We start from the raw sequence: 15869 nt of genomic DNA, 5'->3' as shown, positions 1-15869 counted from the left end.
CTCCTTTTTTTCTATGATAGAATCCGTTCCGAGAGAGGTAATAACAAAAAAAGGAAAAAGTTGTGAGCAGCTTGACCCAAAAAGAGATCCGATTAGACACAATTATCGATTATGCCAAAGAAAATAAAAAGCCTTCCCTAGGGGAAGGTTTTCTCAATTTTATAGGCGCTTTTTACAAAAACGCATCGCCAGAAGATTTAAGTCTTCGTGTTGATGAATTATATGCCATTGCCATTAGTAACTGGAAATTCATGTCTGACTTTTCAGAATCCGGCAAAGAGTCAAAAATAAGAATTTTCAACCCAACCTTAGAAGAGCATGGATGGGTATCATCCCATACCGTTATTCAGATCCTGACTAAGGATATGCCCTTCTTAATTGATTCCATCACATCAAACTTGCTTGAAGAAGGATATGCCTTGCATATGCTGGTTCATCCACTGCTTGATAATGGCCGCGATAAAAAAGGTGCGTTTGAACAGAATAGCAAGACCACGGTTACAGAATCCCTGATGCATATTGAAATTACTGCCATCAGTGATCAGGATGAAATTAAAAACCTTTACGCTAAGCTAAAACAGGTCACTGATTTTGTTCATGCATCCGTTGGCGACTGGAAGAAAATCCTCGGTAAAGCCGAAGAAACAATGAAAAACCTCGAAGCGGCGCCAAAAGCAGTTGCAAAAGAGGAAATCACCGAAGCTCAGAATTTCCTAAAATGGATGATGGATAATAATTTCACCTTCTTAGGATACCGTGAATATGATCACTCAAACGCGAAAAAGCCCGCTTCTGGTGATGGACTGGGTATTTTAAGAGATTCTGATGTTCAGGTATTAAGAAGCCCAGAAGGGCTGGTTGCCATTTCCCCTGAAATTTCTGATTTCATGAATAACGATCCGATTATGATGGTCACTAAAGCGAATGTGAAGTCGCTTGTTCACCGCGTCGTTCACCTTGATTATATCGGTTTCAAAAAATACGACAGCAAAGGAAAAGTTGTTCGTGAAACTCGTTTCGTCGGCCTTTTCACATCTGACAGTTATAACCAACGCGCTCAAAATATTCCTTATCTTGAACGTAAGGTACGTACCGTTGTGGATAAATCAGGCTTTTCATATAACAGTCATGACGGAAAAGCGCTCTTTCATATTCTGGAAGCACTTCCGCGCGATGAGTTGTTCCAGATCGACATTGATACACTATATAAAACATCAATTGGCATTCTGCATCTAAACCTGAGACCACAGTGCAAGGCTTTTGTCAGAAAAGACAAATTTGAACGCTTTGTTTCCGTACTCGTGTTTGTGCCAAGGGATTTATATAATTCAAACCTACGTTCAAAAATCGAAGACATCCTGTGTGAAGAATTTAACGGCGAATTGTCATCCCGTTACGCACAAATGAGCAATGAACGCATCGCCCGTTGGCATTTCATCATCAGAACAAAGCCTGGTGAAGTAAGAGATGCCAAAACGGATGTCATAAACAACCGTATCGCCAAGGTCGCACAAAGCTGGACCGATTATTTCCATGAAGTTCTTATCGACCGATATGGCGAAGAAACAGCGATCGAGCTTTACAAAAAATTCAGCAAAGCATTCAAACCTGCCTATCAGGAACATTTTGATCCTCGTTTTGCGGTTACTGATGTTGATAAAATGGAAATCCTTCCGGAAAAAGACAACATCGCCTTTAATTTCTACCGCGAGCCGGAAGACCCAGAACATGTAGTTCGCTTAAAAATTTATACTAGTCAAAACACCATTGCGCTAAGTGATTGTTTACCGATGCTTGAAAACATGGGTTTACGGGTCATAGAGGAATTTTGCTATGATGTTTACACTGGGTCTGATGATGATCAAATTCATTACAGCATCCATGATTTCTATCTGGAAGATCCGGAAAAAAATCCTTTCGACCTTACGGCTCTAAAAGTTCCAATGGAACATGCATTAAGAGTGATCTGGCTTGGTAAAATTGACAATGACGGGTTTAACAAATTGGTTCGCAAATGTGCCATGACATACCCGCAAGCATTAATTTTAAGGGTTTATGGTAAATATTTAAAACAGCTCGGCAGTTCATACAGTGAATTTTATATGCAAGATACACTGACCGAATTTTCAGATGTTGCAAAACTACTAGCGAGCTTGTTTGAAGTTAAGTTTTCAACTCATTTGGAAAAAGGCGTTGATCGCGATAAGGAAGCTGCGAAGATTGTCGCACAGATTAAAGAGCTTCTTAAAAACGTAAATATCCTTGATCAGGACCGCATCCTTAGAAGTTATCTTAATGTGATTGAATGTTCATTAAGAACAAACTTTTACCAAAAAGATGAAAGCGGAAACAATAAAACCTATATTTCCATAAAAATTAAAAGTGAAGGTGTACAAGAAGCACCTAAACCAAGACCATATGCTGAAATTTTTGTTTATTCCGCACGTTTCGAAGGTGTGCATTTAAGATTTGGCCCTGTTGCCCGTGGCGGCTTACGCTGGTCAGACCGCCGCGAAGATTACCGTACGGAAATTCTTGGCCTTGTAAAAGCGCAACAAGTTAAAAACACTGTGATTGTGCCAGTTGGTGCCAAAGGTGGCTTTGTTCCAAAACAAATGCCAATTCACCCAACACGTGAACAATTCATGGATGAAGGCATTGCCTGCTATAAACAATTTATTTCAGGGCTTCTTGATATTACAGATAACCTGAAAAATGGTGATGTTATACCACCACGCGATGTGATCAGACAGGATGGCGACGATCCGTATCTTGTTGTCGCTGCCGATAAGGGTACAGCAACATTTTCCGATATCGCGAACGGGCTAGCACAAGATTATGATTTCTGGCTTGATGATGCATTTGCATCCGGTGGTTCCGTTGGTTATGACCATAAGAAAATGGGAATCACTGCACGCGGCGCATGGGTTAGTGTTCAACGTCACTTCCGTGAACAGGGAATTGATGTACAAAAAGACAGCATCCTTGTTGCTGGTATTGGTGACATGTCAGGTGACGTATTCGGTAACGGACTTCTTTGTTCCGAGGCCGTGAAGCTAGTTGCCGCATTTGACCACCGTGATATCTTCATCGATCCGGATCCGGATCCTGCCAAATCATATAAAGAACGTAAACGTATGTTTGATCTGCCACGTTCTAGCTGGGAAGATTATAATAAGAAATTGATTAGTAAAGGTGGCGGTATCTTTAGTAGATCTCTAAAATCAATTGATCTAACCCCTGAGATTAAAGCGCTACTAGATTTCGATGATGACGTCACGACAGCAACACCGAATGAATTGATGCGCGCGATCCTTAAATCACAAGTTGATTTATTATGGTTCGGCGGTATCGGCACATACGTGAAATCAGAAGATGAAAGCCACGGCGAAGCAGGCGATAGAGCCAACGACCCAATCCGTGTAAACGGTAAGGAGCTTCGCTGTAAAGTTATTGGTGAAGGCGGAAACCTTGGTTGTACTCAACTGGGCCGTATTGAATACTCGCTTAATGGCGGTATGCTGAATACGGATGCTGTTGATAACTCAGCCGGTGTTGACTGCTCTGATAACGAAGTAAACATCAAAATTCTTCTAAATAGTGCAGTTTCCGAAGGTAAAATGACCGGCAAGCAACGTGATACTATTCTCGAAGAAATGACAGATGATGTTGCAGAACTGGTGCTGCGTGATAATTATCTTCAGTCACAGGCAATCAGCATCGCAAAATCAAGCAGCATCAAACAGCTTGATAGTTTTGAACGTTATCTTGATGAGCTTGAAAAATCCGCGAATCTTGACCGTGAACTAGAATTTCTTCCGAATGATGAAACCATGGAAGAGCGCACAGAAAAATCACTGGGTCTTACAAGACCAGAAATTTCAGTGTTGATTGCTTATGCGAAAATGTCACTGTTTGATAGCCTGATGGAAAGTGATTTTCTTGATGATCCTTATCTGGTGAAATTCCTGGAAAAATCATTCCCGGATCGTTTAAGCAAAAATTACAAAAATGAAATGCTTAATCACCAACTTAGAAAGCCAATTATTGCTAAGGTTATTTGTAATGATATTGTAAACCGTGGCGGTATTCAGGCGATCAAGGAAGAAACCGGTGCTAGTGGTGCTGAAATTGCACGTGCAGCCATCATCACAAGCGAGGTATTTAATCTTGATAACCTATGGGAACGCATTGAAGGTCTTGATTATAAATCACCATCGACCATTCAACTGTTAATGTTGATGGATGTTGAAGAATTTGCCCGTCGTCAGACCATTTGGTTCTTAAACAATACGGACAGCAAGAAATCATTAAAAGAAATTATCGACACATATAAACCGGGAATTGAAGCCATTAACAAAATGGATACCGGTTCATCGAACGATGAAGGTATTCTTGTCAAAAAGAATATGTATTCCGAACAAAATGTTGATAAAGATCTTGCTGAATATATTGCGAGCCTTGATGTTAAAACGGCATCTTGTGATTTGGTTCAGGTTGCACAAGAACTTGGCGTTGATGTGAAAAGCGTGGCCAGCGCATACTTTATCTTTGGCCATGAGCTTGGTTTTGACTGGCTTAGATCACAGGCAGAGCTTGTTGAAACCAGTGACCATTGGGACCGTTTGGCGGTGAACAGTATTCTTGGTGATCTTCAGGATCAGCAAAAAATTCTGACCCGCACGGCCCTTAATGGATCAAAAGGCAAAGAATGCAAGAAAGCGGCAGAAAAATGGATTTCCGATAACAAGCTTTCCACTGAACGTGTGAAAAAGCTGCTTCAGGATTTCCAACATGCCGGCACAATCAATGTCACAAAAATGGGCTTTGCTGCCCGTCAAATCCGTAACGTAGTTGTGGATTAATAAATATATTTAATATATCCTTGCGGAAGTATTTAAACCCTTCCGCAAGGACCACCATGTCTTTTAAATTCAACAATCATTATGCTGATCTTGGCAGCGCATTTTATACTGCGCTTGACCCCACACCATTACCAAACCCTGAAAAAGTTATCTTTAATGATGACGAAATTAAAAACAGCGGCCTTGATGTATTTAATAAAAATGAGCTGATTTCCTTTTTTAGCGGCAATGCCTATCCAGAAGGGGCACACCCCCTTGCCATGAAATATACTGGCCATCAGTTTGGCTATTATAATCCGGACCTTGGCGATGGCCGTGGTTTATTAATGGGACAATTTGATTATAACGGCAGTCTTTATGATCTTCATTTAAAAGGTGCAGGCAGAACCCCTTATTCGAGAATGGGGGACGGAAGAGCGGTTTTAAGATCAAGCATTCGTGAATTTCTAGCAAGTGAAGCACTACACCACCTAGGTATTCCAACAACCCGTGCATTGGGTATTACAACAAGTGATGAACCCGTAAGACGCGAAAGCATTGAACGAGCCACCATGTTAATGCGATTAAGTGATAGTCATATTCGATTTGGGTCATTTGAATATCTTTATTATACGGATCAGCATGATGAACTTGAAAAGTTGTGCGAATACACCATTAAGCATCACTTTCGAGAGTGTATTAATGATAACAAACCCATTGATTCCTTTGCTTTATCAGCAGCAAACAAAACGGCACAACTTATTGCAAAATGGCAAGCGTTCGGTTTTGCCCATGGTGTACTTAACACCGATAACATGTCAATCACGGGGCATACTTTCGACTATGGTCCATATGGGTTTATGGAACAATACGACCCTTATTATATCTGCAATCATTCTGATGATCATGGTCGTTATGCCTTTAACAAGCAACCCGCTATTGGCTATTGGAATTTGCAGGCACTAATTCAAGCGTTAAGCCCGCTGATTAATAAAGAAACTCAGCTTGAAGCACTCGAAACCTATCAGGAAACATTTTTAAAATCCTATCACAATTTAATGTCTGCAAAAATAGGATTGCCTAATTTGAATGTGGATGACAAAAACCTCTACCAGGATTTGCTTGACTATATAGAAGGCTACAAAATCGATTACACGTGTTTTTTCCGCGATTTAAGCCATTATAAAATGGGCGATGGTGCGGGCTCGATAGATAATCTTAAACCTAATGCCCGCGAATTTGAACCATGGTTTAAACAGTATGATGGGCATTTGAGCAATTCAGGCGTTTTAGAAAGTGCTCGCCATCAACAAATGCAACAGATCAACCCAAAATATATTTTAAGAAATTATCTTGCCCAGATTGCCATCCAGAATGCGGAACAAGGCGATTATGAAGAACTTCACACATTATATGAAATATTGAAAAAACCATATGCTGAACAGGAAGAGCATCAATCATATGCGAAGGAAAGTCCGGATTGGGGTAAAAACCTGCAGATCAGTTGTTCATCATAAAAAAGGCCCTGAAATAAATTCAGAGCCTTTAAGAATTAAAAATTTTAATCCAGCTTAATGACGGAAATGGCGCATGCCTGTAAGAACCATAGCAAGGCCCTGTTCATCAGCCGCTGCGATAATTTCATCATCGCGAATTGATCCGCCTGGCTGAATAACTGCTGTAACCCCCGCTTCTGCGGCACTTAATAATCCATCCGCAAATGGGAAGAATGCGTCAGACGCAACAACAGAACCTTCTGTCATTGGTGTTGAAAGTCCGGCAACCTCACTTGCGTCAATCGCTTTACGAGCTGCTGTTCTCGCGCTATCAACTCGGCTCATTTGACCAGCACCAATGCCCACTGTTGCACCGTCTTTAACATAAATAATCGCATTTGATTTCACATGTTTACACACTGTGAATGCAAATAGCATATCATTCAGTTCTTGTTCGGATGGCTTACGTTTGGTCACAACTTTCAAGTCGTCTAATGTAACTTTACCATGGTCGCGATTTTGAACCAGATAACCGCCCGCAACAGTGCGGATTGTTTGACCAAGTTCACGTGGATCAGCCACACCACCTGTTAATAAAAGCCTTAAGTTTTTCTTCGCGGCCATAATTTCTTTTGCTTTTTCATCAGCATCCGTTGCAATCACAACTTCTGTGAAAATCTTTGAAATTTCTTCAGCCGTTTCACCGTCAAGTGTACCGTTTAGCGCAATAATACCGCCGAATGCACTTGTTTGATCGCAGACAAGCGCTTTGTTATAAGCTTCAACGAATGTTTCGCCTCTTGCCACGCCACATGGGTTCGCGTGCTTAATGATTGCCACCGCCGGGCCGTCTTTTGGATCAAATTCACTAACCAGTTCAAATGCAGCATCGGTATCATTCAAGTTATTATAACTAAGCTCTTTACCCTGAAGCTGCGTTGCTGTGGCAATACCAAAACGTGGGTTTGCGCTGCGGGTCGTGTAAAATGCTGCATTTTGGTGTGGGTTTTCACCGTATCTTAATTCCTGCTGTTTATTCGCCGTAATATTAAGACGGTCAGGATATGTTTCACCAAGCTGATCCGCGAACCATGCTGAAATTGCCGCATCATATGAACCGGTACGCGCAAAAGCCTTGGCAGCCAATTTAGTACGTAAGTCCGCTGATGTTGCACCATCATTTTCTTTCATTGACGTCATGACGGCTTCATAATCACTGGCTTCAACAACCACCGTTACAAACGCATGATTTTTTGATGCGCTACGGATCATCGCCGGGCCACCAATATCAATATTTTCGATACATGTGGCAAAATCAGCGCCCTTTTCAACTGTTTCTTCAAACGGATAAAGGTTCACACACAACAGATCAATTGAACCAATATTATGTTCTTCCATTGAACCGACATGATTTTCATTATCACGAAGGGCAAGCAAGCCGCCGTGAATTTTTGGGTGAAGTGTTTTCACACGTCCGTCCATCATTTCCGGAAAACCTGTGTGATCGGCCACTTCCTTAACAGGAACGCCCGCATCCGCTAATGCCTTTGCGGAACCGCCAGTGGATAAAATTTCAACACCCTGATCCGCAAGAAACTTGCCAAATTCAATCAGACCTGTTTTATCAGAAACAGATAGTAATGCTCTTTTGATTGGTGTGTTTGTCATCAAAAATCTCTTTTATGTTGATACATATGTTTAAAGGGGCGTGGTACTTGATTTTAGGCCCCAACGCAAGGGTTATTCCTGATCATTGCCCTGTAATTTTAGTGACCAGAGCGTTGTTGTTTTTTCCCCGTCCGTTTTACCGGATAATCTTATTTGCTGCGACGGTGATACTTTACCGGCTTCACCGAAATAAATACTTTCTGTAATCGCCACATCCGCCCCTCTTGCAAAAAAGGCCCATTTTTTGCCAGATGGTGTTTCAAGAATAATCTGATCATCAGTTTTCAATACAGAAATATTCGGATGCAGATAAAAACAAATATTAAACGGAACCGGGTTTTTATCGCCTTTATAGGATAACCTCAATTCATCTTCACCGCGGATATCATCACCCTGATCATTCATATAAATGAGGCGGCGATGGATCAATCCATAATCATCCACATAACCATTATGTTCTGCATCAAGCATATAATGACCATTTTCGCTGATAAGCTTGCTTGATACTTCCGTTATACCGCGACCGATCAAGCCATCATCCAGAATATCACTGCTGTTTTGATCATTTAATACCAGTGTCGAATGCGCCGCCGTTGATCTTGAAATATATTCAAGGTCCTGACCGCCAATTTGGACGTAAGCAGCATTGCCCGAATTAACAATGATCCGGTCACGCCCCTGACTAAGTTCAAATGATAATGCCCCCGCGTGACATGTGCTGCTTAATTCCATTTCGGCCGGAGGGCCGATATCTTGAATTAAAACCGTTTTTTGATTTTCAAGTCTAGCAAATCCGCTTTGTTCCAGATCGAACTCTGCGGCATATTCTTCTTTGGCTTTTTCAATAACAGCATTTATGTCTTCTGCACGTTCAATGGTGACGCCGTTAAATAGCGGCAATTTTCCATCACCGTGGGAAAGCGCACGAATGCATGACGCCATTCTGCTTACGGCTTTGCCAAGCTCTTCCGGCGCCTCTTTACCCATGCCGGCGAAAGCATCCCGAAGCAAGACCATATGCATGAACAAATGTAATAATTCTTGTGGGTTTCGGCTTCTGATGCCACCATCAACCAATACTTCTTTACCCAGTGAAAACTTTAAATACCCCACCGCTTGTTTCAGCCAGCTATCCCCAAGCGGAATAAATAGCCCAGAAAAAGCAAGACCGATAATGGCTTTTAATCCACCCGGTCCTTCTGGAAGGTCCGTTGACATTTTCATCAAATGACGGGCACTTCTTGCCAGAATATCCAAGACACGACCGCGATAAATCACATCATCCGTGTCCATAATCAGCGGTGCATAAATAAGCCAGTTTGTGACCCGTTCCCCGACAATATCGCAGCGCCAGGAAACTTCGCCCCACTGGGTGTTTTCTTCAATCCAGCTTTCAACTAGTTCTTCCGCGCGCTCCTTGGCGCCTTTTCTGTCCACCGCCTGATTTAAATCACGCAGCCATCTAAAGCTATGAAGATATTCCTGCCATTTATCGGGTAAATTTTGCGCTCGCCATACATCCCCACCTGGCCAGATATCCTGTTCATTATTGGGATTGGACAACACATGACCCGCGGCCAGTATCTTGCCACCAACCATTTTCGTGCCTGCCGTTGCAGAACCCGGCCAAATATCCTTTGGTGTTCCAAGCAGTCTTAGTGGATTTTTACCACGTAAGCTTAAATCATGATAAAAGCTGCTATGACGTGCCCTGCTCATTGCTTTGGCAATGGGGTTTTTGCTTTTCTTCTCGGAAGAGGAAACTGGTTTACGGCGTAATTGGGCCATTTAAGGGCGTATCTCCGCTATGGACTTATTATTATTTATATGAGCTTATCATAAATACGCATGATGGCAACATACGAATATTGCCAATTCACTTTCTTTAGTTGCCTTTTAAAGCCGCAATATTTTCCGCGTATTTTTCCGGGCCGCCAACGAATGTTGCGGTACCAGCAACAAGAACATCTGCGCCCGCATCAATGGCGCTTTTTACCGTATCCATATTGATACCGCCATCCACCTGAAGATCAATATGGCGACCTTGCTTTTCAATCATCCCTCGAATGGTTTTAATTTTTTCAAGCTGTGACGGGATAAATTTTTGTCCGCCGAACCCTGGGTTTACGCTCATCACAAGAATTAGATCAACCATATCCATGACATTTTCAATCATGCTTACTGGCGTTCCTGGGTTTAATGAAACACCCGCTTTTTTACCCAGTGATTTAATCAGCTGAATGGTGCGGTGAAAATGCGGTGTGGCTTCGGCGTGTACCGTAATGATATCGGCACCCGCATTTGCGAAATCCTCAATATATGGATCAACCGGCGAAATCATCAAATGAACATCAAATGTTTTATCACTGTATGGGCGAATGGCTTTTACAACATCTGGGCCAATGGTGATATTTGGCACATAATGGCCATCCATCACGTCAACATGAATATAATCGGCACCGGCTTCTGTTATGGCGGCGACTTCTTCACCCAAACGGGCGAAATCTGCTGATAGAATAGATGGGGCAATTTTTACAGATGATGTCATGATAAATCCTTAAAGTTCATCTTATCTTTTCACAAGGCGGGATACAAAAAAGCCATCCATACCGCCTTTAATATAATGTGGTAATGTTCTTACATCACCGGTCTCTAAAACCGTGCATTCAAGTGATGGTATTTCCTGTTCCGCTATTTCTTTACGTTTTAACGAAGCGTCACGTTCCAGTAAAGCTTTTATCTGGTCTTCGCCCTCTTCTTTTTCGAGGGAACAAACGGCATAAACAAGTGTTGCGCCAGACTTCATCGAGCTTGAAATATAATCCAGCATTTCTGATTGCACTTTTGCGACTTCAACTATTTCGCTCACGCGTTTTTGATGCAATAGTTCAGGGTGCCTCCTGATGGTCCCTGTTGATGAACATGGCGCATCCAAAAGAATATAGTCAAAATCAGCAATGTTTTTATACTCAAGAACATCTGACGTCACGACGTTAACTTCCAATGCAAGACGGTTCATATTCTGTTTTAACCGCTTGATGCGTCCTTCTGATAAATCGACGGCAGTGACAAGTGCACCTCGGCTTGCGGACTGCGCCGTTTTACCACCGGGCGCCGCACATAAGTCAAGGATTTTGTCCCCCGAAGACACCCCAAGTAATATTTCAGGTATGCGGGCCGCTGCATCCTGTACCCACCATTCACCGTCACTATAACCCACAAGTTCGGTAATTTTTCCGGCTCTTTCAACACGTATACTGCCTGTTGGGCCAACTTCACCGCCAAGTTTTTCTGCCCACTCTTCTGCCATCTTTACATTTTTTAAGCTGATATCAAGTGGCGCTTCATTTAAACATTCTGCAATCATGTCCTTAACGGTTGCGGCACCATAATGCGCATCCCATCTTTTAAGGAGCCATCCCGGAAAATTAAGTCTGGTATTTCCGAACTTTTTAAGAAGCATTTCACGGTCACGGTCCACGTTTCTAAGCACTGCATTGACGGTATTTTTTAAATATTTAAGTTTTTTATCAACACGGATATCCATCAAATTAACCGTTTTATCAACGGCCGCATATGTTGCCACATCCATAAACAAAAGCTGCGTAACGCCCAATCTTAAGGTATGTCGGACCATCATTTGTGGCTTAGACAACTTTTTCGTGGTCAAATGATCAATCATCCTGTCAATCTGACCAAGTCGCCTGAGTGTCGTTGTTACAAGATTCCTGACAAAGCCCCTGTCATTTTCATGAATACGACTTGAAAAATTCTCCATCGCGCGTGATGAGGTTTGCCCCTCATCCAATATATACTTCAAGATAAGTAGTGCTGCTTCGCGGCTGTCTAAAAGCGTTGCCAATGTGTTGATTTCCTTTCCAAACGAACCATATTTGTTTAACATGCTTTTAATAGAATTTAATCATTTAATTGACCTTACGGGACTTAAAAAGTGACAGAAGAAAAAAAGACTGACCTGGAAAAAGGTGAAACGCAGCCAAAATCAGAAAAACAAGACAAAGCGCCACCAAAAGAAATTGGCGGCCGCGATGGACCAGACCCAGTTCGTTATGGGGATTGGGAAAATAATGGTATTGCATCTGATTTCTAAGGGTTTAAATGGAAAGTTTGGTTGAAAATGAGCAAAACGTAAGGCTGGGAATTTTTCTTTTCCTGCTTATATTTTTTGGTGTGCTTGAATTTATGATCCCACTCGCCAAAAGACAGGAAAAACGACTTTCACAATGGTTCACCAACATTTCCATTACCATAATTGATACCATTGCCATGCGTGTGGTGCTTCCCATTATTGCCGTTGGTGTTGCCAAATATGCCGCGGAAAATGATATTGGTTTATTTAATATTGTTGATATCGGATACTGGCCAGCATTCATCATGTCATTATTACTGCTTGATGTTTTGATATACGGTCAACATGTGATGATGCATAAAGTACCCATGTTTTGGCGTTTACACCGTATGCATCATTCAGAACTCGGCCTTGATGTCACCACCGCCGTCAGGTTTCACCCGATTGAAATTATAATATCCATGCTAATTAAAATGGCATTTGTTTATATCATGGGTATTCCCGTAGCGGCGCTTATTGTGTTTGAAATATTATTAAATGGTCTGGCGCTTTTCAATCACAGCAATATAAAGTTGGCTTCCGGTCTTGAAAATCTATTAAGAAAAATATTCGTTACACCAGAAATTCATTGGATCTATCATTCTGAAAAACCAAATGAAACCAATAGCAATTATGGCTTTAATCTGGTTATATGGGATAAGATGTTTGGCACTTATACAGATAAGCCAACTTTGGATTATCCGACATTAAGACAAGGCCTTCCTGAATTTGGTTTTGAAAAACCAGTGGGGTTACTGGAATTGATGGTGTCACCCTTTAAAGCTTATAAGGTAAAGGATGAATGAGGGAAAAGGAACTTAGACTAGCGCTGGTGTGTTTTGGTGGTGTATCCCTTGCCATCTATATGCATGGTGTCAGCAAAGAAATCCTGAAACTCGCCCGCGCATCAAAAGCCATCCACGCAAGCCCCGACCCTTTACATTCATCACGAAAAACTTACGCTTATCCCAATGACAATGTGACCGATATCCCTGATACAGAACTTGTTTATTTCGAAATATTAAAGGGTTTCGCCCCCGAACTTGATATCCGCGTCATTATCGACACCATTGCCGGTGCATCGGCCGGCGGAATGAATAGCGTTTTTCTCGCACGGGCCATTGCCCATGATTTAAATTTCGATCATTTAAGGCATCATTGGCTGATTGAGGCTGACGTCAGCAAACTGACCGAGAACAAGAAAAAAGCAGGTCGTTGGGACAGACTTGTTACCAAGCCGCTGATAAATCTATTAAGCGGAAAATTTCTTGGTAACGGCAACTTAAGCAAACAAGTGAAAGAAAAATTACCCGCGCTTCTGAACATTTGGGATTTGAAACCACCTTTTGACGGTAAACATCTGGTGGGGCTTGTTTATGGTGGATTAAAGGGCATGGGAAAAGTGAATTTCCAGTCCCTATTGCCACGCGGACATGAACTGGATCTTTTCGTCACATTAACCGACTTTTATGGCTACAAAAGGTCCATGCTTTTAAATGACCCGCCTATTATTTCAGAATTAGAACATCGTCATAATTTAAAATTCAGCTATTTAAAGACCGCCGCAGATAAAAGCCTTTCAAAATTTAAAAGTGATTTTGATGATGATGGACTTGCATCGCTTTCTTTTGCTGCACGGGCCACATCTTGTTTCCCAGGGGCATTCCCACCTGCGCAGATCAGGGAAACAGAACATTTCTTTAAAGAACAAGGCTCAAGTTGGCTAAATAAAGACGACTTTATAAAGAATAATTTCAAAGAATACCAAAGTGCGGGACTTGATCCCGAAATGACATCTTTTCTTGATGGCAGCATATTAAACAACAAACCGTTTGATCAGGCCTTAAATGCGATCCACGACAGACCAGCATTTCGCGAGGTAAGCAGACGTGTTATTTATGTTGATCCAAACCCAGAGCGGTTGAAAATTAAACCAAACGGCGCGCCGCCAACCATGCTCAACACTTTAAAAGGGGCACTGTCGGACATTCCAATGAATGAACCGATGCATGATGACTTAGAAGAAATTCACATTCATAACCAAGAAGTGTCCACCATCAAATCAGTTGTCGATAGCGTTAGGCCCAGTGTTGAAAAACTTGTGTTTGAAATTTCACCGAAGAAAATCAGTACATCAACGACCTTTAAAGATTTGGAATCATGGCGTAACATTGCCAGTGCCCGCGCCGTAACAGAAGCCGGTTATTCATATGAAGCCTATGCCCGCCTAAAAATAAGAAGCACAGTTGCTGACCTGACCAAAATTATATCGTCCCTATGCAATATTGCCCCACGCAGCAAAGAAAAAAGAATCGTGTTTTCCGCAATTCAATGTTGGGTTATGAAAAACACCCAAGGGGAAAGTCTGCTTTATGGTGCAGAAGAAAAGAAAGGTCTGTTTAACTGGACCAAATCATTCATTAAAAAAGACCAGTCTTTTGAAAATATTCCTGAATGGACCAAGTTCATTATTGATTTTGATGTTAATTACCAAAAAAGACGACTTCATTTTTTAATCCAGGAACTTAACAGTCAATATTCAATAAACCCTGATCATGTTCATGAGCTCGATGCCGCAAAAATGGCCCTTTATCATATTTTGGAAAATATTAAGCCCACGAGTATTGAAAGCCGCTTTGATGAAGACACTCTTTCAACATTAATAGAGACGGTAGAAAAAATTAAATCACTTGATATTAATGATGATCTTGATTGTGCTGAAAACATGAAACAAATAAGGTCAATTAGCCCAGATATTGAGCAATTATTAGATATTCTAAATACGAATATTAATCTTGATAACGTCAGACTTGAAACCGATCAGTTGATTTCATCGCAGTTAAACAATTCCTGGGACGACGGGTTTAAAAGAAAACTGCTAACCAATTATTTGGGTTTTGCATTTTGGGACGTGATTACATTTTCCATAAATGGTTCAAAATCCGTTGGTGAATTTAATGAAATTCTTGTAAATCGCATCAGTCCAAATGATGATCTTGTTCTAAAGTCCGATGCCCTCGAAATGCCGTTAAAAGGCACGGCCATGAAAAGTTTTGGTGCCTTTTTCAGTCGTGAAGACAGGGAAAATGACTATCTTTGGGGCAGGTTAAATGGTGCGGAACGTTTAATTGATCTGCTGTATCATCAAGCCGAACAAGAAGGTATTTCTGAAAAATTCAATATCATGAATATGAAAAAGCGAGCCTTTAGAGCCATTTTAGAGGCCGAAAAAGAACATCTTCATGAAATACCGGATTTATTTAACGAGCTGCAAAAACGCATAGATGCGCTTTAATTACATAAAGCCCATTTCAAGACGTGCTGCTTCTGACATCATTGACATATCCCATGGCGGCTCCCAAACAAGGGCCACTTTAACATCGCCGACACCTTCTACTTCGCGGACGCGGTATTCCACTTCACCCGGCATGGATTCAGCAACAGGGCAATGTGGTGATGTAAGCGTCATGGTAACAACCACATCCGCATAATTATCCACGTCAATATCGTATATAAGGCCAAGTTCATAAATATTGACCGGAATTTCAGGATCATAAATTTCACGAAGGGCATCTGCTGCCTTCATTTCCAGCGCTTTTTTCTCTTCCGCAGAAATAGGTTCACCACGATTTTCAGAAGTCGTCTTAGACTCTTCTTGTGGTGTTTTCTTTTCTTCTTCTTTGTCGCCTGGTCTTTCGTTCAAAAACCCGTCTAGAAAGCTCATTATTTATA

General features: G+C 41.6%; 10 protein-coding genes. 5 read left to right on the top strand and 5 right to left on the bottom strand.

Translation table 11 applies throughout. The features are described 5' to 3' along the window. Positions 1-62 precede the first annotated feature (62 nt). A complete protein-coding gene (locus KW060_RS15600; RefSeq protein WP_249036375.1) occupies positions 63-4865 on the top strand; it encodes an NAD-glutamate dehydrogenase in 4803 nt (1600 codons plus the stop codon). 56 nt (positions 4866-4921) lie between these two features. After that, positions 4922-6361: a protein adenylyltransferase SelO gene (locus KW060_RS15595; RefSeq protein ID WP_249036374.1), complete on the top strand. Its 1440-nt coding sequence runs from the start codon at positions 4922-4924 to the stop codon at positions 6359-6361. A 54-nt stretch (positions 6362-6415) separates the two neighbouring features. Here KW060_RS15595 and purH read toward each other — a convergent pair whose 3' ends face one another. The 4 genes from purH to KW060_RS15575 all read right to left on the bottom strand — a co-directional run bounded on the left by purH (position 6416) and on the right by KW060_RS15575 (position 11870). Then, on the bottom strand, positions 6416-8008 hold the full coding sequence (purH, locus tag KW060_RS15590; protein WP_249036373.1) for a bifunctional phosphoribosylaminoimidazolecarboxamide formyltransferase/IMP cyclohydrolase: 1593 nt from the start codon (positions 8006-8008) through the stop codon (positions 6416-6418). A gap of 72 nt (positions 8009-8080) precedes the next feature. Beyond that, positions 8081-9796 (bottom strand): heparinase II/III family protein, encoded by a 1716-nt coding sequence (locus KW060_RS15585; RefSeq protein WP_249036372.1) that lies wholly within the window; start codon positions 9794-9796, stop codon positions 8081-8083. Positions 9797-9893: 97 nt separating this feature from the next. After that, positions 9894-10556: a ribulose-phosphate 3-epimerase gene (gene rpe, locus KW060_RS15580; protein ID WP_249036371.1), complete on the bottom strand. Its 663-nt coding sequence runs from the start codon at positions 10554-10556 to the stop codon at positions 9894-9896. A 21-nt stretch (positions 10557-10577) separates the two neighbouring features. Then, positions 10578-11870, bottom strand: coding sequence for an RsmB/NOP family class I SAM-dependent RNA methyltransferase (locus KW060_RS15575; protein ID WP_249036370.1), 1293 nt, complete (start codon positions 11868-11870; stop codon positions 10578-10580). A gap of 90 nt (positions 11871-11960) precedes the next feature. Between KW060_RS15575 and KW060_RS15570 the strand changes: the two genes are divergently transcribed. The 3 genes from KW060_RS15570 to KW060_RS15560 are packed head-to-tail and all read left to right on the top strand — an operon-like array spanning position 11961 to position 15432. After that, entirely contained in the window at positions 11961-12119 is a 159-nt protein-coding gene (locus tag KW060_RS15570) for a DUF1674 domain-containing protein (protein WP_249036369.1), read from the top strand. 8 nt (positions 12120-12127) lie between these two features. Then, positions 12128-12943: a sterol desaturase family protein gene (locus KW060_RS15565; RefSeq protein WP_249036368.1), complete on the top strand. Its 816-nt coding sequence runs from the start codon at positions 12128-12130 to the stop codon at positions 12941-12943. Beyond that, the gene (locus KW060_RS15560; RefSeq protein ID WP_249036367.1) at positions 12940-15432 is read left to right on the top strand and encodes a patatin-like protein; all 2493 of its coding nucleotides are present in this window, start codon (positions 12940-12942) and stop codon (positions 15430-15432) included. The genes KW060_RS15565 and KW060_RS15560 overlap by 4 nt, the downstream gene beginning before the upstream one ends. Here KW060_RS15560 and KW060_RS15555 read toward each other — a convergent pair whose 3' ends face one another. Next, a complete protein-coding gene (locus KW060_RS15555) occupies positions 15433-15861 on the bottom strand; it encodes an SUF system Fe-S cluster assembly protein (RefSeq protein WP_249036366.1) in 429 nt (142 codons plus the stop codon). Positions 15862-15869 lie beyond the last annotated feature (8 nt).

Source organism: Pseudemcibacter aquimaris (assembly GCF_028869115.1).
In the GTDB taxonomy this organism is placed as follows: Bacteria; Pseudomonadota; Alphaproteobacteria; order Sphingomonadales; family Emcibacteraceae; genus Pseudemcibacter; species Pseudemcibacter aquimaris.
The sequence above is the reverse complement of the archived record's forward strand: the minus strand, read 5'-3'. Positions and strand labels throughout refer to the sequence as shown.

Coding starts and splice junctions, on each gene's coding strand:
- KW060_RS15595 (WP_249036374.1), top strand. CDS start 4,922: ATGTCTTTTAAATTCAACAATCATTATGCTGATCTTGGCAGCGCATTT.
- purH (WP_249036373.1), bottom strand. CDS start 8,008: ATGACAAACACACCAATCAAAAGAGCATTACTATCTGTTTCTGATAAA.
- KW060_RS15585 (WP_249036372.1), bottom strand. CDS start 9,796: ATGGCCCAATTACGCCGTAAACCAGTTTCCTCTTCCGAGAAGAAAAGC.
- rpe (WP_249036371.1), bottom strand. CDS start 10,556: ATGACATCATCTGTAAAAATTGCCCCATCTATTCTATCAGCAGATTTC.
- KW060_RS15565 (WP_249036368.1), top strand. CDS start 12,128: ATGGAAAGTTTGGTTGAAAATGAGCAAAACGTAAGGCTGGGAATTTTT.
- KW060_RS15560 (WP_249036367.1), top strand. CDS start 12,940: ATGAGGGAAAAGGAACTTAGACTAGCGCTGGTGTGTTTTGGTGGTGTA.
- KW060_RS15555 (WP_249036366.1), bottom strand. CDS start 15,861: ATGAGCTTTCTAGACGGGTTTTTGAACGAAAGACCAGGCGACAAAGAA.